Origin of the sequence: Aeromicrobium sp. (assembly GCF_049587115.1) — a bacterium.
Taxonomy (GTDB): domain Bacteria; phylum Actinomycetota; class Actinomycetes; order Propionibacteriales; family Nocardioidaceae; genus Aeromicrobium.
In genome coordinates, this window is the sequence record NZ_JBAVDI010000061.1 from 18,470 (window position 1) to 40,621 (window position 22,152).

The window sequence follows — 22,152 nt, forward strand, 5'->3', positions numbered from 1 at the left end:
TCGGGGAACGCACGATCCCCGGTTGGTCTGCCGGCAGGGCCCGCCGCACTTTGAATGCGGACTAGCGACGTAGGTTCGACTCCTACCCGGGGAGCCAGCACATGTGCCACGTCGACGAAGGAGCCCGGTGAGCACCAACTCCAACCCATCCCTGGTCACCGCGATCGTGCTGGCAGCAGGCGCAGGCACCCGGATGAAGTCGGCACGGGCGAAGGTCCTGCACGAGATCGCCGGCCGCAGCATGCTCGAGCACGCGCTCCTTGCCGTCTCGGGCGCCGGAGTGCGTACGACGGTCGCTGTCGTGGGACATGATCGCGAGCAGGTCTCTGCGGCCATCACAGCCCACAACCCGGCGATCGTCCAGGCCGTCCAGGAGGAGCAGAACGGTACGGGTCACGCCGTGCGCGTGGCGCTGGAGTCGTTGACCGAGCGGCCCAGCGGCACGGTGCTGGTGACCTACGGCGACGTTCCGCTGCTGTCGGCCCAGACGCTCTCGGAGCTGCTGGTCGACCATCGTGCAGCTGGCCGGAGTGTCACGATCCTCAGCGCCGAAGTCGCCGATCCGACCGGGTACGGCCGCATCGTGCGGGAGGCCGATGGGTCGGTCGCCGCGATCCGGGAGCACAAGGACGCGACGGATGACGAGCGTGGGATTCGCGAGATCAACTCCGGCATTCTCGCGGTCGACGCGGACTTCCTGATCCACGCCGTGGCGAGCCTGGAGGCCAACAACTCCCAGGGCGAGCTGTACCTGACCGACATCGTCGGCAAGGCTGTCCGTGAGGGCCGGCCGGTCGGCGCGCACGTGCTCGAGGACGTGTGGCAGACCGAGGGCGTCAACGACCGGGCCCAGCTTGCGCGGCTGGGCCGTGAGCTCAACCGCCGGCTCACCGAGCACTGGATGTCCGAAGGAGTCACGATCGTCGACCCGGCCACGACCTGGATCGACTCGGCCGTGACCCTGGGTCGTGACGTGACTGTCCTGCCGGGCACCCAGCTGCTGGGTGCGACCGTGATCGGTCCGGGCTCGACCATCGGACCTGACACGACACTGCGCAACGTCGAGGTGGGCAGCGAGGCGACGGTGATCCGCACGCACGGCTCGGACGCCGTCCTGGGCGACCGGTCGACGGTCGGCCCATACGCGTACCTGCGTCCAGGTGCCGAGCTCGGGGCTGGGGGCAAGATCGGCACGTTCGTGGAGATCAAGAATTCGACGATCGGTGAGGACGCCAAGGTGCCGCACCTGTCCTACGTCGGTGACGCGGACATCGGCGCCGGTGCCAACATCGGCGCCGGCACGATCTTCGCCAACTACGACGGGGTCAACAAGCATCGGTCATCGATCGGCCGGCACGCCAAGACCAGCTCCAACAACACCTTCGTCGCACCCGTCACAGTCGGTGACGGGGCGTTCACGGGGGCCGGCGCGACGATCCGCGAGGATGTCCCGGCAGGGGCGCTGGCGGTCAGTGCCGGAGCACAGAGGAACATTGAAGGGTGGGTCAAGGCCAGACGGCCCGACACCCCGTCAGCCCAGGCCGCGCGCGACGCCGAGCCGAAGTCAACTGTGGAGGCCCCCGGTGAGTAGCCTGTCCAAACGCACGCCGACGCGGAACATGCTGCTGTTCTCCGGCCGCTCGCACCCGACCCTGGCGCAGGAGGTGGCTGACCTCCTCGAGATCGAGGTCGTCCCCACGACGGCGTACGACTTCGCCAACGGCGAGATCTACGTGCGTTTCGACGAATCGGTGCGCGGCTGCGACGCCTTCGTCCTGCAGAGCCATGCCGCACCGATCAACGAGGCGATCATGGAGCAGCTCATCATGATCGACGCGCTCAAGCGCGCTTCCGCCAAGCGCATCACGGTGATCCTTCCGTTCTACGGATATGCGCGTCAGGACAAGAAGCACCTGGGTCGTGAGCCCATCTCGGCCCGACTGATGGCCGATCTGTTCCTGACCGCCGGCGCCGACCGACTCATGACGGTCGACCTGCACACCGCCCAGATCCAGGGCTTCTTCGACGGCCCGGTGGACCACCTGCTGGCGATGCCGATCCTGACTCGTCACGTCAAGCGCAAGTACGGCAAGAAGCCGCTCGCGGTCGTCTCGCCCGACGCGGGCCGCATCAAGGTCGCCGAGTCCTGGGCCGCGGCTCTCTCCGGGGCGCCGTTGGCCTTCATCCACAAGACGCGCGACCCCCGCAAGCCCAACGAGTCCAAGGCCAACCGTGTCGTGGGCGAGGTGGAGGGCCGGGTCTGCATCCTGGTCGACGACCTGATCGACACCGGCGGCACGATCGTGCAGGCTGCCGAGGCGTTGATGGCCAACGGCGCCGCGGACGTCGTGATCGTCGCGACGCATGCGGTCTTCTCCGGGCCGGCGGTCGACCGGCTCAAGAACTCCACGGCGTGCGAGGTCATCGTGACCAACACGCTCCCGATCGAGGACGACAAGCGATTCGACAAGCTCACCGTCCTCTCCATCGCGCCGCTGCTGGCCCAGGCCACGGCCGCGGTCTTCGAAGAGGGCTCAGTCACCTCCCTGTTCAAGTCCTGAGGCGGTCGGACGGTGCGTGCAGGGCGGCGCCGACGGATTTCGTCCGCCCGGGCCGCTGCGATAGACTTACCCGGTTGCCTCGGCGAGGGTCCATCGGACCGTGATCGACAGGGTGCTCCACAGGAGTGCTGTGTTGAGCGCCCGCCAGGGATGACCACCCATTTTTCGATTCACGCACCAATCCCAGGAGAATTTTCCCATGGCCGAGATCAAGATCCCCGCCGAGACACGTACTGAGTTCGGCAAGGGCGCCGCCCGCCGGATCCGTCGCGACGACAAGGTGCCTGCAGTCCTCTACGGACATGGCACCGACCCGGTCCACGTGACCTTGCCGGGACACCAGCTCATGCTGGCGCTGAAGAACTCCAACGCGCTGCTGACGATCGACCTGGGCAGCGAGAAGCATCTCGCGATCCCCAAGCAGGTCCAGCGCGACCCGCTCAAGGGATTCATCGAGCACGCCGACCTCCTGATCGTCCGCAAGGGCGAGAAGGTCGTCGTCGACGTCCGCATCAACCTGGTCGGCGAAGCCATCAGCGGCAACCTGGTCATGCTGGAGAACGCGACGATCTCGGTCGAGGCCGAGGCGACCCACATCCCCGAGTCGTTCGAGGTCTCGGTCGAGGGACTCGACGGCGGCGCGCAGATCCACGCCAGCGACATCGAGCTGCCGTCCGGATCGTCGCTCGCGGTCGATGCCGAGCTGCTGATCGTCAACATCGTCGCAGCGCCCAGCGAGGCGCAGGTCGAGGCCGAGCTGCTGCTCGCCGAGACTGAGGCTGGCATCGAGCACGAGGCCACCGACGCCGAAGAGGCCGCGGCTCCCGCCGATGATGCGGAGAGCGACTCGGCTGAATGATCGTGGTCGAGTGACCTGGTTGATCGTCGGGCTCGGCAACCCGGGCCCGACGTATGCCAGCACCCGGCACAACGTCGGGTATCTCGTCGCGGACGTCCTCGCGTCTCGCGCCGGTGGTTCGTGGAAGAAGCACAAGTCCGGGCGTGCCGACGTCGTGGAGGGTCGGCTCGCTGGCGAGCGCGCTGTCCTGGGCCGGTCGCGCTCGTACATGAACGAGAGCGGTGGCCCGGTCTCGACGCTGCTGACCTTCTTCGGCGTCGAGCCGGCCAACCTGATCGTGATTCATGATGAGCTCGACATCGATTTCGGCATGCTGCGGGTCAAGCTCGGCGGTGGCGACAACGGCCACAACGGGCTCAAGTCGATCCGACAGTCGATCGGCACGGGAGACTTCCACCGGATCCGCGTCGGAATCGGCCGACCGCCGGGCCGTCAGAGCGTCCATGACTTCGTGCTCAAGCCCTACACGTCAGTCGAGCGCAAGGATCTCCCGACCTACGTCGAGGAGGCCGCGGACGCCGTCGAGAGCCTCATCACGGTGGGACTTCAGCAGACGCAAGGTGAGTTCAACCGCTGATCGCTGCTGTGCCGCGCACCGATAGATTGGACAGGTCATGACCTTGCAGCCCCTCGCGGATCTCGTCGCCGCCGAGCCCACCCTCGTGCAGGCACTGGCGGACCGGCAGGACGGCTTGCAGGAGCTCGACCTGCAGGCGCCCGAGCCGCTGCGTCCTTTCGTGGCGTACGCACTGGCCCAGCAGTCCACGGTGCTCGCCGTCGCCGCAACGGCTCGCGAGGCCGAGGACCTGACGACGCAGCTCGGCGAGCTGCTCGGCGCCGACTCGGTCGCCTACTTCCCGGCCTGGGAGACGCTTCCGCACGAGCGCCTGTCACCGCGCTCGGACACCGTCGGCCGGCGGCTGGCGGTACTGCGCCGGCTGGTGCACCCCGTTCAGAACCACGCTGACCCTGCCACGAGCTCCACGCTTGCGACCGGACCGCTGCGCGTCGTCGTCGCCCCCGTGCGCTCCCTGCTGCAACCGCAGGTCAAAGGTCTCGCGGACCTCACGCCGGTCGAGCTGCACAAGAACGACGACATCCCGCTCGACGACGTGGTCCGACAGCTGGCCGACGCGGCCTACTCCCGCGTGGACCTGGTCGAGCGCCGCGGCGAGTTCGCGGTGCGCGGCGGGATCATCGACGTGTTCCCGCCGACCGAGGAGCACCCGCTTCGCATCGAGTTCTGGGGTGACACGGTCGACGAGATCCGCCGATTCGCGGTCGCCGACCAGCGCACGCTCGAGGAGGTCCCGCACGTCTGGGCGCCGCCGTGCCGCGAGCTCCTGCTGACCGACGACGTCCGCGCGCGGGCTGCCGAGCTCGCGGTCGCGCACCCCTCGCTGGCGGAGATCTTCACCAAGATCTCGCAGGGACACGCCGTCGAGGGCATGGAATCGCTGACGCCGGTGCTGACCGACGAGATGGAGAGCCTGGTCGACCTCTTCCCGCCACGGTCGGCGATCCTGGTCATGGATCCCGAGCGAGTCAGGGCCCGGGCGGCCGACCTGGTGGCGACGAGCGAGGAGTTCCTGCAGGCATCGTGGGCCGCCGCAGCGACCGGGGCCGAGGCGCCGATCGACCTGGGGTCTGCCGCGTTCCACGCGCTGGACGATGTGCGGCTCGCGACCCTCGGCCTGGGCCACACGTGGTTCACCCAGTCGCCGTTCGGGCTGGATCTGGACGAGAAGTCACGGACTGTCAGCCTCGAGGCAGCACCTGCCTACCGCGGCGACACCGCGGCTGCCCTCGCCGACATCAAGGCGTGGGTTGCGGACGACATGCGGGTCGTGTTCGTCGCGCCAGGCCACGGCCAGGCCCAGCGCACCCTGGAGTGGCTCGCCGAGAACGATGTCGCCGCGGCGCTCGACGACGAGGTCACCGGGCCGTCGCCGCGTGTCGTGCACATCAGCTGTGGGGAGCTCGACCACGGACTGATCTCGACACCGCTGGGCCTGGTGATCCTGACGTACGACGACCTGGTGGGGCAGCGGGCAGCCGACCGGTCCGAGCGCAAGATGCCGGTGCGTCGGCGCAAGCAGGTCGACCCGCTGGAGCTCAAGATGGGCGACTTCGTCGTGCACGAGCAGCACGGGCTCGGTCGGTACGTCGAGCTGATGCAGCGCGTCGTGCAGGGCGCGGCCCGCGAGTACCTCGTGGTCGAGTACGCCCCCTCCAAGCGCGGGCAACCCGCCGACCGGCTGTTCGTCCCGATGGACCAGCTCGATCAGATCAGTCGCTACGTCGGCGGTGAGTCGCCGACCCTGGACCGGCTCGGCGGCTCGGACTGGACCAACCGCAAGAACAAGGCCCGCAAGGCCGTCCGTCAGATCGCCGGTGAGCTGATCAAGCTGTACGCCGCGCGTCAGGCGACCAAGGGTCACGCCTTCGGCCCGGACACCCCGTGGCAGGCCGAGCTGGAGGACGCGTTCGCCTTCGTCGAGACTCCGGACCAGATGGTCACGATCGACGAGGTCAAGCGCGACATGGAGCGGACCGTCCCGATGGACCGGTTGGTGTGCGGCGACGTGGGCTACGGCAAGACCGAGATCGCGGTGCGGGCCGCATTCAAGGCGATCCAGGACGGGAAGCAGGTCATCCTGCTGGTCCCCACGACGTTGCTGGTGCAGCAGCACTACGCGACGTTCGCCGAGCGATTCGGACAGTTCCCGGTGACGATCAAGCCGCTGTCGCGCTTCCAGACCGAGAAGCAGTCCAAGGAGACGCTCGCGGGTCTGGCCGACGGCACGATCGATCTGGTCATCGGGACGCACCGCCTGCTGCAACCCGGCGTGAAGATCAAGGACCTCGGCCTGGTGATCGTCGACGAGGAGCAGCGCTTCGGAGTCGAGCACAAGGAAGCGCTCAAGATGCTGCGTGCGGCGGTCGACGTGCTGTCGATGTCGGCGACCCCGATTCCTCGTACGCTCGAGATGGCGATCACCGGTATCCGCGAGATGTCGACGATCGCGACGCCGCCGGAGGAGCGCCACCCCGTGCTGTCGTTCGTCGGGCCGTACGAGGACCGGCAGGTGATCGCCGCGATCCGCCGCGAGCTGCTGCGCGAGGGGCAGGCCTTCTTCATCCACAACCGGGTGCAGACCATCGACAAGACCGTCGCGAAGATCAAGGAGCTCGTGCCCGAGGCGCGCGTCGCAGCAGCACACGGCCAGATGGCGGAGCACCAGCTCGAGGAGGTCATGGTGGACTTCTGGGAGAAGCGCTACGACGTCCTGGTCTGCACCACGATCGTCGAGTCCGGTCTGGACGTCTCGAACGCCAACACGATGATCATCGAGCGCGCCGACACCCTCGGACTGTCGCAGCTGCACCAGCTTCGCGGCCGTGTCGGCCGCTCGCGCGAGCGCGCCTATGCCTACTTCTTGTACCCGCCGGAGAAGCCGCTCACCGAGACCGCGCACGATCGCCTCGCAACGATTGCCCAGCACTCCGAGCTCGGCGGCGGCATGGCAGTCGCGATGAAGGATCTTGAGATCCGCGGTGCCGGCAACCTGCTCGGTGGTGAACAGTCCGGCCACATCGCCGACGTCGGATTTGACCTGTACGTCCGCCTGGTGGGGGAGGCAGTCGCGGAGTTCCGAGGCGACGCCGAACCCGAGCGCGAGGTCAAGATCGAGCTGCCGATCGCGGCACACCTGCCGCACGAGTACGTCCCCAGCGAGCGGCTCCGCCTCGAGATGTACAAGCGGCTCGCGGACGTCCGGCTGTTGTCCGACGTCGATGAGCTCCGCGCCGAGCTCGTCGATCGGTATGGCGAGCCGCCCGAAGCGGTGGAGACGCTGCTCGACGTCGCCCGACTGCGTGTTCGCGTACGGGATGCCGGCCTGACCGAGGTCACCGCAGCGGGACCGAATGTGCGTTTCTCCCCGCTCAAGCTGCCCGACTCGGCGCAGATGCGCCTGCAGCGCATCTACCCCCGCAGCACCTACAAGATGGCGGCCGAGGTCGCGCTCGTGCCCCGTCCCCGCACGGCACCGGTGGGCGGCTCGCCACTGGTCGGCCGGGAGCTGCTGGACTGGACGCGCACCGTCATCGACACGCTCGTCCCGGCCTAGCGGCGCGGCTTCACTCCTCTTCGCGCAGGAGGGGCGGAGTGGCGTTCTTCGGCTTGATGCCGAACTTGTCCGCGAAGAACCCGCGGACGATGTCCATGTCCGCTCGCACGTCGTCGCTGGCGTGGAACGTGGGACCGAAGCCCATGGTCTTGGTCGGCGGGTCGTAGAACGCCAAGGTGATCGGAAGACCGGTGTCCTTCGACAACCGCAGGAATCCGGACTTCCAGTACGTACCCTTCGAGCGGGTGCCTTCCGCCGCGAGGATCAAACGGAAGGGTTCGCCATTCCTGGCCTCGCGGGCCAGGTCGCCCACCACGCTGCTGGCGTCCTCGCGATCGAGCGGCACCCCGCCGAACGAACGCAGCAACCAGCCGAGTGGTCCCTTGAAAAGCTGTTTCTTGACCAGCACCCGGGGGTGGGCGCCGTCGTGCCACATCACCAGGAGCATCGTGATGAAGTCCCAGTTCGACGTGTGCGGTGCGCCGACCAGGATCCCGCTCTCGGGCACCTCGCCGACCATCGTGAAGCCCTTGGCCCGGACGATGGCGCGGGCCAGCCGTTGACGCATCATGGGTCGAGCCTAGAGCCGTGTGGCCCAATCCGGCCTCGACGCCCCCGTGACCGCGAGTGAGGGACGCCGTGAGGCGTCGCGCGGGGCGTGGGTAATCTGTGACCATGCTCACCCGCGCACGTGCTGTCGTCCTCGCCGTTGCCGCCCTCACGATGACTGCCTGTGGCAGCGTTCATCCCGGTGCCGCCGCCGTGGTCGACGGCAAGACCATCTCGATGAAGGCGCTCAACGACACCGCTGAGGTCTACTGCACCCTCACGCTGAGCTCGGCTGAAGCCCAGGGCGCCTCGGTGCCGGACAACGCCGATCTTCGCCGCCAGGCAGTCACCTCGCTGGTCTCGACGGTCGTGGCGCGGCGCCTCGCCGAGGACGCCGGCGTCACGCCGCGGCCCAGTGAGTACAAGCTGACCGCAGACCAGCAGGATCAGATCGCGAAGGCCTTTCCCGACGGCGATGTCGAGCAGATCGGCAGGGCCATCGAGGACAGCCAGGAGATCTCGGCCATCGCGGTCGCGCTCGGGGAGAAGTCCACCGGCCAGCTCAGCACCAGCACCACCGAGGCGCAGCTCGCCGAGCTGGGGCAGAACCAGATCATCGGTGCCTTCGCGGACAACGACGTCACGTTCGCACCGCGGTTCGGACTCACTGGCGGCTCCCGGCAGATCGCCCCCACGGGCTCGTTGTCGGTGCCGGCGGCGGATCTCGGAGCGGCGGAGTCCGATCAGCTCCCCGCGGCGCAACGCTGCTCCTGATGCAGATCCTCGTCATCAGCCCCCGCGTCGCGCCGGGGATCCTGACGCTGCAGGCCTGGGACGTGCTGCGCTCGGCCGCAACCGTCCGCGCGTCGGTCGATGACCCACACGTCCGTGCGATCGTGTCCTCGGGCATACCCGTCGAGATCGCCGAGCTGACGTCGCACGAGCCGCGGACGGTGTGGATCGCCCCGACCGGCGACGCTGCGTGGGCTCGCGCCATGGCGGACGAACTCATGTCCGGCGACGCTGCCGACGTCGAGGTGATCTTCGGCTCCTACGACCTGCCGGGCTCCAGCTTGCTCGACGTCGTGGAGGTGATGGACCGATTGCGCCGCGAGTGTCCATGGACCGCGCAGCAGTCGCACGCGTCGCTGAGTCACTACCTCCTGGAGGAGGCCCACGAAACTCTCGAGGCCCTCGACAGCGGTGATGACGACCACCTGCGCGAGGAGCTCGGCGACCTGCTGATGCAGATCGTCTTCCACGCCCGGATCGCGGCCGAGGGACAGGGCTGGGACATCGATGACGTGGCGGCGGGGATCGCAACCAAGCTCGTCCATCGCAATCCGCACGTCTTCGGCGATGTCACGGTCAGCAGCGCCGATGAGGTCGACGCCAACTGGCAACGCCTGAAGGCGATCGAGAAGCAGCGGACGTCGGTCTTCGACGGCATCCCGGCGACCTTGCCAGCCCTCGCATATGCCGACAAGGTGATGGGACGACTCGAGATCCTCGAGGTGACGGGTGACGATCTCGGCTCGCGCCTGCTCGCGCTCGTGGCGGAGGCGCGGGCGCATGGCAAGGACGCCGAAGAAGTGCTCCGCCAGGCCGTTCGACTGCTGGGCTAGGCGCCTGTGCTGCTGCCGGGGCGGCCGCGTCCAGACTCTGCTGTGGGGTGAACCCCGGGACACTGGCGCGCGCGAGAGCGAGGCGCGTACGGGCACGGGGGCGTCGGGACTAGGCTGTCCCCGCAGGTTCGTTCACTTACGAGGAGCAGTCTCTTGGCACGCATCGACGCCGTCGGCGCACGGGAAATTCTGGATTCACGGGGCAACCCGACCGTCGAGGTCGAGGTCGCCCTCGACGATGGCACGATCGGCCGCGCTGCGGTGCCGTCCGGCGCTTCCACGGGCGCGTTCGAGGCCGTCGAGCTCCGTGACGGCGGCAAGCGGTACCTCGGCAAGGGCGTGCTCAAGGCCGTCGCCGGGGTCAACGACAAGATCGGGCCGGCGCTGGTTGGCTTCGACGCCGACGACCAGCGCGCGATCGACCTGGCGATGATCGATCTGGACGGTACGCACAACAAGGCCACGCTCGGCGCCAACGCGATCCTGGGTGTCTCGCTCGCGGTGGCGAAGGCAGCGGCGGAGTCGGCCGCACTGCCCCTGTTCCGCTACGTGGGCGGTCCCAACGCGCACGTCCTTCCCGTCCCGATGATGAACATCCTCAACGGTGGCTCCCACGCCGACTCCAACGTCGACGTCCAGGAGTTCATGATCGCGCCGATCGGCGCGGGCTCGTTCTCCGAGGCGCTGCAGCAGGGTGCCGAGGTCTACCACTCGCTCAAGTCCGTGCTCAACAAGCGGGGGCTCTCGACGGGACTGGGCGACGAGGGCGGCTTCGCCCCCAACCTGGACTCCAACCGTGCCGCGCTCGAGCTCATCACGGTCGCCGTGGAGTCCGCCGGCCTCACGGTCGGCACCGACATCGCCTTTGCTCTGGACGTCGCAGCCTCGGAGTTCTTCGCCGACGGCTCCTACGCGTTCGAGGGCCAGCAGAAGTCTGCCGAACAGATGTCGGCGTACTACGCACAGCTCGCGGCCGACTTCCCGATCGTGTCGATCGAGGACCCGCTCGACGAAGACGACTGGGCCGGCTGGACGACCCTGACCGATTCGATCGGCGACACCGTCCAGATCGTCGGCGACGACCTGTTCGTGACCAACGTCGAACGGTTGACCCGTGGCATCGACGAGGGCGCGGCCAATGCGCTGCTGGTCAAGGTCAACCAGATCGGCTCGTTGACCGAGACGCTCGACTCGGTCGAGCTCGCCCACCGACACGGCTTCGCCTGCATGATGAGCCACCGCTCGGGCGAGACCGAGGACACCACGATTGCCGATCTCGCCGTCGCGACGAACTGTGGTCAGATCAAGACCGGCGCGCCCGCCCGCTCGGATCGGGTGGCGAAGTACAACCAGCTCCTGCGCATCGAGGAGGCCCTCGGGGCCTCTGCGACCTACGCCGGCGCGTCCGCCTTCCCGCGGCTGGCGCTCTAGGACCATGGCACAGCGTCCTTCGCGCGGCCCGGGACGGAAGCCGCCCGACCGTGGGCGTCGGCCGTCCGGGCAGCGTGGCGGGCGGCCGGCCCCCCGTGCGCGTACGCCCAAGAAGCCGACCTCCGCGGCCGGTACAGGTCCACAGCTCACCACCCGAGCGGTGATCTTGCTGTCGGTCGTGCTGCTGCTCATCGCGTCGTACACCTCAACGTTGCACGCCTGGTGGGACCAACGGGGCGACATCCAGTCCACCCGGGCCGAGATCGTCATGAAGAAGCAGCAGATCGCCGCTCTCGAGGATCAGAAGGCGCGCTGGGACGACCCGGCCTACGTCAAGCAGCAGGCCAAGCAACGCTTCGGCTGGGTCACCCCCGGCGAGGTCGGCTACCGGGTGATCGGCAGCGATGGAACGGTCAAGGGCGACGTCCCAACCCTCGATGCGCCGCCCCAGGCGGTCACGACGCAGTGGTACGACAAGCTGTGGGGCAGCGTCAAGGAGTCCGGCAAGACGCCCAAGCCCACCAGACCGACGACCGATCCGAACAAGGTGCTGAAGAGCAAGTGACGGTTCCGCAAGCAGACCTCGACGCGGTCGCCGAGCAGCTCGGCCGCCCGCCGCGGGGCATCCTCGAGGTGGTGTCCCGCTGCCCGTCGGGCCACCCCAATGTCGTGAAGACCGAGCCCCGACTCGACGACGGCACGCCGTTCCCGACGATGTTCTACCTCACCTGCGATCGCCTGGCCGCCGAGATCGGCACGCTGGAGGCATCGGGATTGATGCGCGAGATGAGCTCCAGGCTCGCGAGTGATCCGGATCTGTCTGCGGCCTATCAGCAGGCCCATCTGTCCTACCTTGCCGAGCGGGAGGCGATCGGGCACGTACCCGAGATCGCCGGCATCACGGCTGGGGGCATGCCGACGCGGGTCAAGTGCCTGCACGTGCTGGTCGCGCACTCCCTCGCCAAGGGTCGCAGCGTCAATCCGCTGGGCGACGAGGCCCTCGCTCTGTTGGGTGACTGGTGGACAGGCAATGCATGCGGCCCGGACTGGGTCCCGCCGGACGAGGCGGAGTGACCTGTCGGTAGCTCGGCTCGGTACGCTCGACGAATGCCTGAGCATCCAGCCCGTGTGGCCGCGATCGACTGCGGGACCAATTCGATCCGCCTGCTGATCAGCGACATCGCGGACGGGAGCAAGACCGATCTGCTTCGGGAGATGCGCATCGTGCGACTCGGGCAGGACGTCGATCGCACGCGTCATCTGGCCGAGGAGGCCATCGAGCGCGCAGTCCAGGTGACTCGTGAATTTGCCGCGATGATCGAGATGTTCGAGGCCACGGAGGTCCGTTTCTGCGCCACCTCGGCGGTGCGCGACGCTGACAACGCGGCAGACTTCGAAGACGCGATCGAGGAGATTCTCGGTGTGCGACCGATCGTTCTCGCTGGACTGGACGAGGCCCGGGCCTCGTTCCTGGGGGCGACGCGCGACCTGGAGACCGCGCGCACCCTCGTGATCGACATCGGTGGCGGGTCGACCGAGATCGTCGTCGGTACGGGGGAGGAGGTCGAGTGGTCGGTCTCGCTCGACATCGGCTCGGTGCGGCTGACCGAACGTTTTCTGCCGAGCGACCCAGCCTCCGTGTCCGAGGTCATCACCTGCATGAATCACCTGGACAGCGTGCTGGCCCCGGTTGTCGCCGAAATCGATCCAGTCGGCGCCTTCGTGGGCGTCGCCGGGACCGTCACGACGGTTGCGGCGCACTCGTTGGCGCTGCCGTCGTACGACTCGGCGACGATCCATGGGGCCCGGCTGTGGCTGGACGATGTCCGGGCGGCCTGCCTGTCACTGGTCCAGATGTCCGTCGCGGACCGTCGGGCGCTGCCGTTCATGCACCCGGGTCGCGCTGACGTCATCGGCGGGGGCGCGCTGATCCTCGACCGGCTGGTCGATCTGCTGCCGTTGCAGACCGACACGATGGTGGTCAGCGAGCACGACATCCTCGATGGGATCGCGTGGGACATGGTGCCCGGCTGATGGCTCGGGCGTCCCGCGACCTGGCACGGGCGCGACTAGGCTGACGGCTGCGCTCCCGTAGCCCAACCGGCAGAGGCAGATGGCTTAAACCCGTCACAGTGTGGGTTCGATCCCCACCGGGAGCACCACCACCGGCGCGCGCTCTCCAGCAGGCCGACGTCGGCGATCTGGCCTATCGTGGCGAGTCCACCCAGGAGGAATCGTGAGCATCCACGTCGTCGCCGTCATCACCGCCAAGCCCGGTTCTCAGGACGTCGTGCGCGACGCCCTGACCGCACTCGTGGCACCCACTCGGGACGAGTCGGGTTGCATTGCCTACGTGCTCTCGGAGTCGTCGGTCGCGCCCGGCACGTTCATCACGGTCGAGGAGTGGGAGGGGCCGGAAAACCTCGACTCGCACCTGGAGACGCCGCACGTCCAGTCCGCGCTGTCGGTCCTGGGCAGCGAGCTGGCTGTCGCACCGGCGATCCACCCCCTGACGCCCATCGCCTCCTAGCCTGATCGTCACGAGGGAGAGAATCGTGGACACCCGAACCCTGGGCCGCACCGGCCGCGAGGTCTCGATCGTCGGGCTCGGCACCTGGCAGCTCGGCGCCGACTGGGGCGATGTCGAGCACGCCGAGGCCATGGCGGTGCTCGACACCGCCGTGGACGGCGGCGTGACCTTCTTCGACACCGCCGATGTCTATGGAGATGGACGCAGTGAGCAGCTGATCGGAGAGTATCTTCGGGGCCGGCCCGATCTCGATATCTTCGTGGCCACCAAGATGGGTCGCCGTGCTGAGCAGGATCCGGTCCACTTCACCCTCGACAACTTCCGGCGGTGGACCGATCGATCCCGCGCCAATCTCGGGGTCGCGACACTGGATCTGGTCCAGCTGCACTGCCCGCCCGCTTCGGTCTTCTCCGACGACGCCGTGTACGAGGCGCTCGACCTGCTCGTGCAGGAGGGTGTGATGGCCGCGTACGGCGTGAGTGTCGAGACGGTCGACCAGGCGTTGACCGCGATCGCACGGCCACACGTCGCCAGCGTGCAGATCATCGTCAACGCATTCCGGCTGAAGCCGCTCGACGAGGTGCTCCCCGCAGCCCGAGAGTCCGGAGTCGGCGTCATCGCGCGGGTGCCACTGGCCTCTGGCCTGCTGTCGGGCCGCTACACGACCAGCAGCACGTTCGCGCCGGACGACCACCGGACCTACAACCGGTCGGGCGAGGCCTTCGACGTGGGAGAGACCTTCTCGGGCGTCGACTTCGAGACCGGTGTCGCCGCGGCGCAGGAGTTCGCCGCCGCCGTGCCCGACGGAGTGCGTCCGGCCCAGGCCGCGATCGCGTGGATTCTGGCCCAGGACGGGATCACTGCTGCGATCCCCGGCGCACGCAATGTCGCCCAGGCGCGATCCAACGGCGAAGCCGCCGCGGTGACGCTGCCCGAGGATTTCAACTCGACGGTCCACGACATCTACGACCGCCGGCTACGTGAGGCGATCCACCCCCGCTGGTAGCGAGGCGGCGGCCAGGACGAAGTCAGCCAGTGTCGTGGCGTACTCGTCGATGTCGGACGTGTTGCGCAGCGCCAGCGCATCCGGCGTGACGAGAGCGTGCATGAGCGCTGCGCCGAAGAGAGTGTCGAGCAGCAGGGTGACCGAGGCGTCGGCAGCGAGCTCGCCGCGCGCGATGCCGCGGCGGACGGTCGCCCGTGCCGCACGGACCTGTGACTCGCGCCAGATCTCCCACGTCGGCCGCAGCTCGGGCGTCAGCGGCGCCTCGGTCGTCATCCGCAGCGCTGCATCCTTGAGGTCGCCGACGTAGTGGCCGACGTGGTGCCGCGCCAGGGTGATGAGGTCGCCCCGCAGCGACCCGGTGTCGACGTCGTCGACACCGATCAGCGTCGTGACGAGCGCATCGACCAGCAGCGGCTTCTTGTCGCTCCACCGCAGGTAGATCGAAGCCTTGCCGACTCCTGCGTCGCGGGCCACCGCCTCGATGCTGAACCCGGCCCACCCATGCCGGCCGTACACCCCGCAGGCGGCGAGATGGACGCGTCTCTCCATCTTCGGATCGCGGGGGCGCCCTCGGGTCGCAGTGAGTTCCATCGGCCTCTCCAGATACTGAACGGTAGTCGTCAGTATAGTGGCCGGCATGACATCGCTGGAAGATCTGGACCCCTGCACACCGGTCGTCGTCGGGGTCGGCCAGTGCGCCGAACGGGTCGACGAACCGGACTATCGCGGACTGTCCGCTGTCGGACTGGCCGCCTGGGCCGCCAAGAATGCCCTGGACGACGCAGCCGGCGCTCAGATCGCTGCAGCGATCGACACCATCGCAGCGATCCGGCAGTTCGAGATCTCGACCCCCATCGGCCATGCGCCGCTGGGTCGCTCCACCAATGTCGCTCGCTCCATCGCACGGTTGATCGGTGCCGATCCGGCTCGCGCGATCCTTGAGGTCACCGGCGGGCAGGGACCGCAGCACCTGGTCTCCGAACTGGGGGAGGAGATTGCCGCGGGACGGGCCGAGGTGGTGCTCCTGGTGGGGTCCGAGGCGATTTCCACGGCCCGGCACCTGGCTGGATCGGACGACGCGCCGGACTTCAGCGAAGATCCCGGCGGCACGGTGCAGGACCGCGGCTACGGATTGCGCGGCGTCGTGACGCTGGAGCAGGTGCGTCACGGGCTGACTGATGCGACCACCCAGTACGGACTGCTGGAGCATGCTCGGCGGGCGCATCTCGGACTGGATCGCGAGGCCTACGCCCGCACGATGGGTGAGCTGTTCGCGCCGTTCACCGACGTGGCCGCAGCCAATCCGCTGGCGGCGGCGCCCACACGGCGTACGGCTGAGGAGCTCGTGGCGGTCACGGATCGCAACCGGATGGTCGCCGATCCCTACCCGAGGTACGTCATCGCGCGCGACCAGGTCAACCAGGGTGCCGCCGTCCTGATGATGTCAGTCGCGGCCGCTCGTCGACTCGGTGTGCCCGAGGACCGCTGGGCCTTCGTCCACGGACGGGCCGACACCACGGAACGGTCGATCATCGAGCGGCCCGATCTCGGGGCGAGTCCGGCTGCGGTTCTAGCTGTGCGGCACGCGCTCCGGGTGGCCGGCATCGGCATCGCCGACGTCACGCATCTGGACCTGTACAGCTGTTATCCGATCGCGGTGTCTGCGGTGTGTGACGGCCTTGATCTCGCCGCCGATGATCCGCGTGGACTGACGGTCACCGGAGGTCTGCCGTTCTTCGGTGGCGCTGGCAACAACTACTCGATGCACGCCATCGCAGAGATCGTGGACCGGGTTCGGCACGAGCCCGGGACCTACGGGCTCGTCGGGGCCAACGGCGGGATCCTGTCGAAGTACTCGGCAGGAATCTACGCGTCGACCCCCGCTGCGTGGCCACACGTCGACGAGGCGGAGCTGCAGGACGCGCTGGACAGGCCGGAACCGGCCGCCACCGCGGCCGCGGCGGACGGCTGGGCGACGGTCGAGACCTACACCGTTCAGCACGCCCGGTCCGGCGCAACCGGCATCGTGATGGGTCGGCTGGGTGACGGGCGACGCTTCCTCGCTACCACCGCGGCAGGTGACGACGACGTCGTGGCACTTCTGACCGGACCGGCCGAACCGATCGGCTCACGTGTGTACGCGCGATCGTTCGGCTACGGCAATCGGGTCACGCTCACCCGGGAGCGGATGGACGAGCTGCTGCCGCGTCCGGCCGTGGGACTGCGTGAGGACTACGAGCACGTCTCGGTGCACCGAGACGGTCATGTGCTGGAGGTGACGCTGCAGCGGCCGCACGTACGCAATGCGTTGCACGCAGCGGCGCACGTCGAGCTCGACGGGATCTTCGACGCGTACCTGGCCGATCCCGATCTCTGGGTCGCGATCATCACGGGCGCGGGAGATGACGCCTTCTGTGCGGGCAACGACCTGACCGCCACGACGACTGAGGGCGGCGGTTTTCCGTGGTTCCCGGACAGCGGCTTCGGTGGGCTCACCTCGCGCGAGCACGTGCGCAAACCGATCATCGCTGCGGTCAATGGCGCCGCCATGGGCGGTGGATTCGAGATCGTGCTGGCCTGTCAGCTCGCGGTGGCCGAAGAGTCCGCCAGATTCGCCCTGCCCGAGGTCAAGGTCGGACTGTTCGCGGCCGCCGGTGGCGTGGTGCGTCTGCCCCGTGCCATCCCGACCAAGATCGCGCACGACCTGATCCTCACCGGGCGGGCCATCGATGCGGCCGAGGCGCTGCGACTCGGTCTGGTCAGCCGGGTCGTGCCCGACGGCAGTGCGCTGGAGGCGGCGCGAGAGCTCGCCGCCGAGATCGTGGCGGTCTCACCCAGCTCCGTACGGTTGTCTCTCGAGGTGATGGAGAGCACCCGCGGTATGGCGGACGATGTCGCCGCCGTTCGCCATCCCACCGACGCGATGGATCAGCTGCTGATCGGCGAGGACACGCTGGAGGGCGTCATGGCGTTCGCGGAGAAACGCGCGCCAGAGTGGAGAAATCGCTGAGACACTCGGGGAGTAGGCTGCCATGAGCGAGGTGAGGATGGACGCAGAGGCCCGGTTCGACGAGATCCTGGACGAGCTGGCACCGCATGGCGCGTTGCCCGGCGCACTGTTCGGCAGCCGTTCGCTGACCTACGAGGGACGGGCGTTCGCCAGCTTCCGCCGCGAGCGAATGGCGGTCAAGCTGGACGCCGACACCGCCCCGCACTCCGAGGCCCTGGCGCTACCCGGCGCAGAGCCGTTCGACCCGTCCGGCAAGGGTCGCCCGCTCAAGGACTGGGTGATGGTGCCGGCTGGGCAGTCCGACTCCTGGCGGCGGCTCGCCGCGGCTGGTCTGGACGCGATGCGGGACGACTCGCGATGATCCTGTCCTCGCCCGATCCTGCCGCTGATCCGCATGTCGCTGCTGCTCTGCTGCGCCTGCAGCGGACTTCCTATGCGCGCGAGGCCGTGCTGGTGGGAGACGAGCGCATCTCGCCGCTGTTGGAGGACGAGATCGGCCTGACGGCATGGCGTGGCCGGTGGCTCATGGCGTGGGACGGCGTCCAGCTCGTCGGAGCCATCGCCTGGTGGGAGACCGATGACGCCGTCGAGATCCATCGCGTCATGGTGAGCACGTCGGCGATGCGGCGCGGCATCGCCAGCACGCTGCTGTCCCGTGTCCTCGCCAGCGCCTCGGGCCGTCCTGTCGCGGCTGCCACCGGCCGGGCAAACCAGCCGGCCGTGGCGCTGTACGCCAAGCACGGCTTCCGGGCCGAGAGCGACGAACAGATTCCACCGGGGATCTGGATCACCCGGTTCCGCCACGCGGCCTGAGGCCTACGACTGCTGGATCCGCATCGCGGCCCAGGTCTCGTCGAGCGCAATGCTCTCGATGGCTCCCCAGCCGTAATCGGACAGCAGGCTCTGCAGGGTGTCCTCGTCGAGATCGGAGTGACCGTCGAGCGGGTACGTGATCCAGACGACGGGAATCGAGCCCAGCCGAGGGAGGACCTCGTCGAAGTCGTCGGCCAGTGCCGTCCGGTTGTCGGTGATCATGATCGCGGCGTCGGGGGTCTGGAGCTGCTCCTCGTCGCGTTCCTCGATCGTCACCGCGCCTTCGGGCAGCGGGTCGAGCAGCGAGGTCTCCTCGACCGAGGCGCCGACGACCCAGACGACGAAGCCGTCGCTGATGTGGAGCTTCTCGGCGTTGCTGGTCTCGATCATCGGTCCATCCTAGGGGGATCGTCGGATGGCTTCGACGTCGCGAATCGTTCGACCGACTCGCATGCCCTTGTCCTCGAACCGGGTCAGCGGGCGCCCCTCGAAGCGTGGTGACCACTGTCCGCCGTCGAAGTCTGGCGAGGCGTCCACAACCGAGCGGATCTGCTCGGCGTAGTCCTCCCAGTCCGTTGCGAGCCGCCAGCGGCCGCCGGGCTCGAGCACCCGCGCCGCCAATGCAGCGAAAGATGCCGTCACCAGCCGACGTTTGTGGTGCCGCTTCTTGTGCCATGGATCGGGAAACCACACCCGGAGCTCGTGCACCGAGGCTGGCTCGAGCATGGTCGTGAGCGCTTCAGCAGCGTTGACGATCACGAGCCGGATGTTCGTGACGCCGTGGTGACGCATCGTGACGAGGGTCTGCGCGACACCCGGGATGTAGACCTCCAGACCCAGGAAGTTCAGCTCAGGATGGGCTTCCGCGGCATGCACCAGGGCCTCGCCGCGGCCGCTGCCGATCTCGACGACCAGCGGCGCTTGGCGCCCGAAGGCGGCACATGTGTCCAGGACGTAGTCAGGGTCGACCGAGGTGTTGGTCCCGTGTCGCGGAACCTCCAGGACATGTTTTCCAGCGAGGGCGTCCCACGCCGTCTGCTGCCGATCGGTGAGTCGCCCGCCACGGCGAGCGAATGAGACCGGCTCGGTCCGGTACGTCGGCTGCTCCACTCGCGCTAGCGTAGACGCGTGGACATCGAGCCCGACACGAAGGACTGGACCGAGGTGCCCGACGCGGCCCACCGCCCTGCACGATGGCAGAGATTCCCATGACCTGGGACGCGATCGTGCTCGCTGGCGGCAGGGGATCACGTCTCGGCGGGATCGACAAGGCCACGCTGGAGCTGGCAGGCCAGACGCTGCTGGAGGGCACGCTGCGTGCCGTTGCGCCAGCCAGCCGGATCGTCGTGGTGGGCGACGTCCGGGCACCCGGCGCGATCGTGGTGCAGGAGCGACCGCGCTTCGCCGGACCCGCCGCAGCGATCGGAGCGGGGCTGGCTGAGGTGCGAGCACCGCAGGTCCTCCTGGCGGCCTGCGATCAGCCCTTCCTCGGTGACGTCGTGGCGCTCCTCCTCGATGCGGCCGCCGGTGACGGCGCGATCGCGGTCGACCAGGTCGGCCGGCGGCAGCACCTGATGAGCGTGGTGGACACCGCTGCGTTGCGATCGGCGGTCGCGGCGCAACCAACGCTCACCGACCTCTCGGTCCGCGCTCTGCTGGCTCCGCTGGTGCTCGTGGAGGTCGCGATCCCTGCCGGGGCGGCACTGGACATCGACACGTGGCACGATCGTGACGAGGCGCTCGAGCGAGGAGGACACGATGACGGGGATCTCTCTGGCGGACTGGATGGCGACAGTCGCCGATGAGCTCGGCATCACCGAGCTCGACCTCGACCCCGAGCTGGTTCTGGACCTGGCCGCCGTTGCAGCGCACTCCGTGGTGCGTCCCGCCGCCCCGCTGACCACCTTCGTGGCGGGTCTGGCGGCCGGACTCGCGGGCGGCTCCACGGCGGACCTGCGTGCAGCGATCGACGTCGCGACTGCGTTGTGCGAGCGAGTCGAGGAGGGCTCCTGAGTGGCAGGCAGACTCACCCGGCGCGCCCAGGTCGCCCGTTACGGTGCCGACGGACCGCCGACGGTCCGTGAGGATTCGCTGGCGGTCGAGGAGCCGCTCGAGATCAGGATCAACGGCAGGTCGCTGTCGGTCACGATGCGCTCACCCGGTGACGACTTCGACCTGGTCGCGGGATTCCTTGTCTCCGAGGGTGTCATCCACGCGGCCGACCAGCTCACCTCGATGCGGTTTTGCGCCGGCACCGATGACGACGGGCTGCAGACGTTCAACGTCGTCGACGCCGCACTGAGCGCGGACACCCCGCCGCCCGACGTGTCGCTCGAGCGACACGTGTTCACCTCCAGCTCCTGCGGCATCTGCGGCACAGCCTCGATCGATGCGGTCCACAAGGCCGCTCACTTCGGTCAGCTCGACGACGAATCGGCATGGAGCCAGGATCTTCTCGGCTCGCTGCCGGACCGGCTGCGGGAGGGGCAGAAGGTGTTCGACCGCACCGGAGGGGTGCACGCGGCCGGACTGTTCGACAGTTCGGGCACATTGTTGTGCCTACGCGAAGACGTCGGCCGGCACAATGCGGTCGACAAGGTCGTGGGGTGGGCGCTGCGCGAGGGTCGGCTGCCGCTGGCCGGGACGGCTCTCCAGGTTTCGGGGCGTACCTCCTTCGAGCTGGTCCAGAAGGCGCACATGGCCGGCATCCCGGTCCTCGCCGCCGTGTCTGCGCCGTCCTCGCTCGCGGTGGAGCACGCCCAGTCGGCGGGCATGACTCTGCTGGGATTCAGCCGTGGTGGCTCGTTCAACGTCTACGCAGGCTCGCAACGAATCTCCTGACCTGCTGTCCCATCCGGTGCGATCCGGCGCAGTCCGGCACTCTCCACGGCTGCAGCTTTCCTCGCGGAGCTGAGCCACAGCCATTTTCTGGAGCCAACGGGTGCATCGATGCACCGTGCGCCGACCGGCTGGCGAGCCGGGACAGCAATTCGACATGAATTTCTGAAAAGGCTGCGAGCCGCCGTCAGGGGCGAGGAAGATATTGGGCCATCGGGGATACAGGCCAGCAGATTGGGCTGGACGCTCTGGAGGAACAATGAACGTAATTTCACGAATGGTCATGGGATCGCTGGGAGTAGTCGCGGCAGGCGTTCTTGCCGCAGGACCAGCCTCGGCTCATGAATGCGTCAATGCGAGCAAGAACCCAGCCGCCGGGGTACAGATCGTCTTCAACCAGTATGACGAGGTTGTGTACGTCTCGAAAGGTTTGCAGAGTCGCTTCGACCGGGGCTTGGTCGACCCGAACACGGGGGACGGATTCCATGGCCTGGTCGGCTTCGACATGGACGGTGACAACGTCGCAGACATCTCCATCTACATCACGGGTCCGGAAAGCGAGCTGCCCCATCAGGCGCAGGTCAATGGTCCGCCATGCCGAGGCGTAACCAACATCCAGACGTACTTCGAGCAGTGCGTCTCGTTCTGATCTCGACGTCGAAGGCCCTCATCACGACTTGATCCATGGCTGGATCTTCGCCGTGGTCAGGGCCTTCAGACCGGTCGCGAGCAAGCCCACACAAGAGCTGGCGCTGATCACGCCGAAGAGCCAGGGGTGATCCACGAAGCGGGCACGG

General features: G+C 68.1%; 24 protein-coding genes and 2 tRNA genes. 22 read left to right on the forward strand and 4 right to left on the reverse strand.

Going from position 1 to position 22,152, the window contains the following annotated elements; translation table 11 throughout:
- Positions 1-15 precede the first annotated feature (15 nt).
- From WB461_RS06030 to mfd, 6 genes are all read left to right on the forward strand, one after another.
- Positions 16-97, forward strand: a tRNA-Gln gene (locus WB461_RS06030).
- Positions 98-127: 30 nt separating this feature from the next.
- On the forward strand, positions 128-1,591 hold the full coding sequence (gene glmU / locus WB461_RS06035) for a bifunctional UDP-N-acetylglucosamine diphosphorylase/glucosamine-1-phosphate N-acetyltransferase GlmU (RefSeq protein ID WP_423851819.1): 1,464 nt from the start codon (positions 128-130) through the stop codon (positions 1,589-1,591).
- Position 1,592: 1 nt separating this feature from the next.
- On the forward strand, positions 1,593-2,561 hold the full coding sequence (locus tag WB461_RS06040; RefSeq protein ID WP_423851854.1) for a ribose-phosphate diphosphokinase: 969 nt from the start codon (positions 1,593-1,595) through the stop codon (positions 2,559-2,561).
- Between the two features lie 199 nt (positions 2,562-2,760).
- Complete coding sequence (locus WB461_RS06045) at positions 2,761-3,420, forward strand: 50S ribosomal protein L25/general stress protein Ctc (RefSeq protein ID WP_423851820.1); 660 nt, start codon at positions 2,761-2,763, stop codon at positions 3,418-3,420.
- Positions 3,395-3,997: an aminoacyl-tRNA hydrolase gene (gene pth / locus WB461_RS06050; protein WP_423851855.1), complete on the forward strand. Its 603-nt coding sequence runs from the start codon at positions 3,395-3,397 to the stop codon at positions 3,995-3,997. The genes WB461_RS06045 and pth overlap by 26 nt, the downstream gene beginning before the upstream one ends.
- Positions 3,998-4,034: 37 nt before the next feature.
- Positions 4,035-7,553: a transcription-repair coupling factor gene (gene mfd / locus WB461_RS06055; protein WP_423851821.1), complete on the forward strand. Its 3,519-nt coding sequence runs from the start codon at positions 4,035-4,037 to the stop codon at positions 7,551-7,553.
- A 10-nt stretch (positions 7,554-7,563) separates the two neighbouring features.
- On the opposite strand, the gene WB461_RS06060 is transcribed toward mfd, so the two are convergent.
- On the reverse strand, positions 7,564-8,124 hold the full coding sequence (locus WB461_RS06060) for a 1-acyl-sn-glycerol-3-phosphate acyltransferase (RefSeq protein WP_423851822.1): 561 nt from the start codon (positions 8,122-8,124) through the stop codon (positions 7,564-7,566).
- Positions 8,125-8,228: 104 nt separating this feature from the next.
- Between WB461_RS06060 and WB461_RS06065 the strand changes: the two genes are divergently transcribed.
- The 9 genes from WB461_RS06065 to WB461_RS06105 all read left to right on the forward strand — a co-directional run bounded on the left by WB461_RS06065 (position 8,229) and on the right by WB461_RS06105 (position 14,694).
- Positions 8,229-8,876 (forward strand): hypothetical protein, encoded by a 648-nt coding sequence (locus tag WB461_RS06065; RefSeq protein WP_423851823.1) that lies wholly within the window; start codon positions 8,229-8,231, stop codon positions 8,874-8,876.
- Positions 8,876-9,727 carry a MazG family protein gene (locus WB461_RS06070; RefSeq protein WP_423851824.1) on the forward strand — a complete coding sequence of 284 codons (852 nt, stop codon included), beginning with the start codon at positions 8,876-8,878 and terminating at the stop codon, positions 9,725-9,727. The genes WB461_RS06065 and WB461_RS06070 overlap by 1 nt, the downstream gene beginning before the upstream one ends.
- 153 nt (positions 9,728-9,880) lie before the next feature.
- The gene (eno, locus tag WB461_RS06075; protein WP_423851825.1) at positions 9,881-11,158 is read left to right on the forward strand and encodes a phosphopyruvate hydratase; all 1,278 of its coding nucleotides are present in this window, start codon (positions 9,881-9,883) and stop codon (positions 11,156-11,158) included.
- A 160-nt stretch (positions 11,159-11,318) separates the two neighbouring features.
- On the forward strand, positions 11,319-11,723 hold the full coding sequence (locus WB461_RS06080; RefSeq protein ID WP_423851826.1) for an FtsB family cell division protein: 405 nt from the start codon (positions 11,319-11,321) through the stop codon (positions 11,721-11,723).
- Complete coding sequence (locus WB461_RS06085; protein ID WP_423851827.1) at positions 11,720-12,232, forward strand: DUF501 domain-containing protein; 513 nt, start codon at positions 11,720-11,722, stop codon at positions 12,230-12,232. The genes WB461_RS06080 and WB461_RS06085 overlap by 4 nt, the downstream gene beginning before the upstream one ends.
- A 33-nt stretch (positions 12,233-12,265) precedes the next feature.
- On the forward strand, positions 12,266-13,192 hold the full coding sequence (locus tag WB461_RS06090) for an exopolyphosphatase (RefSeq protein ID WP_423851828.1): 927 nt from the start codon (positions 12,266-12,268) through the stop codon (positions 13,190-13,192).
- Positions 13,193-13,243: 51 nt separating this feature from the next.
- Positions 13,244-13,320 (forward strand) — tRNA-Leu (locus WB461_RS06095).
- Between the two features lie 74 nt (positions 13,321-13,394).
- A complete protein-coding gene (locus WB461_RS06100; protein WP_423851829.1) occupies positions 13,395-13,688 on the forward strand; it encodes a putative quinol monooxygenase in 294 nt (97 codons plus the stop codon).
- Positions 13,689-13,713: 25 nt separating this feature from the next.
- Positions 13,714-14,694, forward strand: coding sequence for an aldo/keto reductase (locus WB461_RS06105; RefSeq protein ID WP_423851830.1), 981 nt, complete (start codon positions 13,714-13,716; stop codon positions 14,692-14,694).
- Here the strand turns inward: WB461_RS06105 and WB461_RS06110 are convergent.
- The gene (locus WB461_RS06110; protein WP_423851831.1) at positions 14,665-15,243 is read right to left on the reverse strand and encodes a TetR/AcrR family transcriptional regulator; all 579 of its coding nucleotides are present in this window, start codon (positions 15,241-15,243) and stop codon (positions 14,665-14,667) included. The two genes, WB461_RS06105 and WB461_RS06110, sit on opposite strands and share 30 nt — an antisense overlap.
- An 88-nt stretch (positions 15,244-15,331) precedes the next feature.
- On the opposite strand from WB461_RS06110, the gene WB461_RS06115 reads away from it, so the two are divergent.
- From WB461_RS06115 to WB461_RS06125, 3 genes are read left to right on the forward strand one after another with little or no spacing between them, the layout of a single operon-like run.
- Entirely contained in the window at positions 15,332-17,704 is a 2,373-nt protein-coding gene (locus WB461_RS06115) for an acetyl-CoA acetyltransferase (protein ID WP_423851832.1), read from the forward strand.
- 22 nt (positions 17,705-17,726) lie between these two features.
- Complete coding sequence (locus WB461_RS06120; protein ID WP_423851833.1) at positions 17,727-18,065, forward strand: hypothetical protein; 339 nt, start codon at positions 17,727-17,729, stop codon at positions 18,063-18,065.
- Positions 18,062-18,517, forward strand: coding sequence for a GNAT family N-acetyltransferase (locus tag WB461_RS06125; RefSeq protein ID WP_423851834.1), 456 nt, complete (start codon positions 18,062-18,064; stop codon positions 18,515-18,517). Before WB461_RS06120 ends, WB461_RS06125 begins: the two co-directional genes overlap by 4 nt.
- Before the next feature lie 3 nt (positions 18,518-18,520).
- Here WB461_RS06125 and WB461_RS06130 read toward each other — a convergent pair whose 3' ends face one another.
- On the reverse strand, positions 18,521-18,907 hold the full coding sequence (locus WB461_RS06130; protein WP_423851835.1) for a hypothetical protein: 387 nt from the start codon (positions 18,905-18,907) through the stop codon (positions 18,521-18,523).
- A gap of 9 nt (positions 18,908-18,916) precedes the next feature.
- Positions 18,917-19,627 carry a tRNA (guanosine(46)-N7)-methyltransferase TrmB gene (gene trmB / locus WB461_RS06135; RefSeq protein WP_423851836.1) on the reverse strand — a complete coding sequence of 237 codons (711 nt, stop codon included), beginning with the start codon at positions 19,625-19,627 and terminating at the stop codon, positions 18,917-18,919.
- Positions 19,628-19,725: 98 nt separating this feature from the next.
- On the opposite strand from trmB, the gene mobA reads away from it, so the two are divergent.
- The 4 genes from mobA to WB461_RS06155 all read left to right on the forward strand — a co-directional run bounded on the left by mobA (position 19,726) and on the right by WB461_RS06155 (position 22,004).
- Positions 19,726-20,322, forward strand: coding sequence for a molybdenum cofactor guanylyltransferase (gene mobA, locus WB461_RS06140; protein WP_423851837.1), 597 nt, complete (start codon positions 19,726-19,728; stop codon positions 20,320-20,322).
- Positions 20,276-20,530, forward strand: a complete 255-nt coding sequence (locus WB461_RS06145; protein ID WP_423851838.1) for a DUF6457 domain-containing protein — start codon at positions 20,276-20,278, stop codon at positions 20,528-20,530. The genes mobA and WB461_RS06145 overlap by 47 nt, the downstream gene beginning before the upstream one ends.
- Positions 20,531-21,358 carry a formate dehydrogenase accessory sulfurtransferase FdhD gene (gene fdhD, locus WB461_RS06150; RefSeq protein WP_423851839.1) on the forward strand — a complete coding sequence of 276 codons (828 nt, stop codon included), beginning with the start codon at positions 20,531-20,533 and terminating at the stop codon, positions 21,356-21,358.
- A 256-nt stretch (positions 21,359-21,614) separates the two neighbouring features.
- Positions 21,615-22,004 carry a hypothetical protein gene (locus WB461_RS06155; protein ID WP_423851840.1) on the forward strand — a complete coding sequence of 130 codons (390 nt, stop codon included), beginning with the start codon at positions 21,615-21,617 and terminating at the stop codon, positions 22,002-22,004.
- Positions 22,005-22,152: the final 148 nt, after the last annotated feature.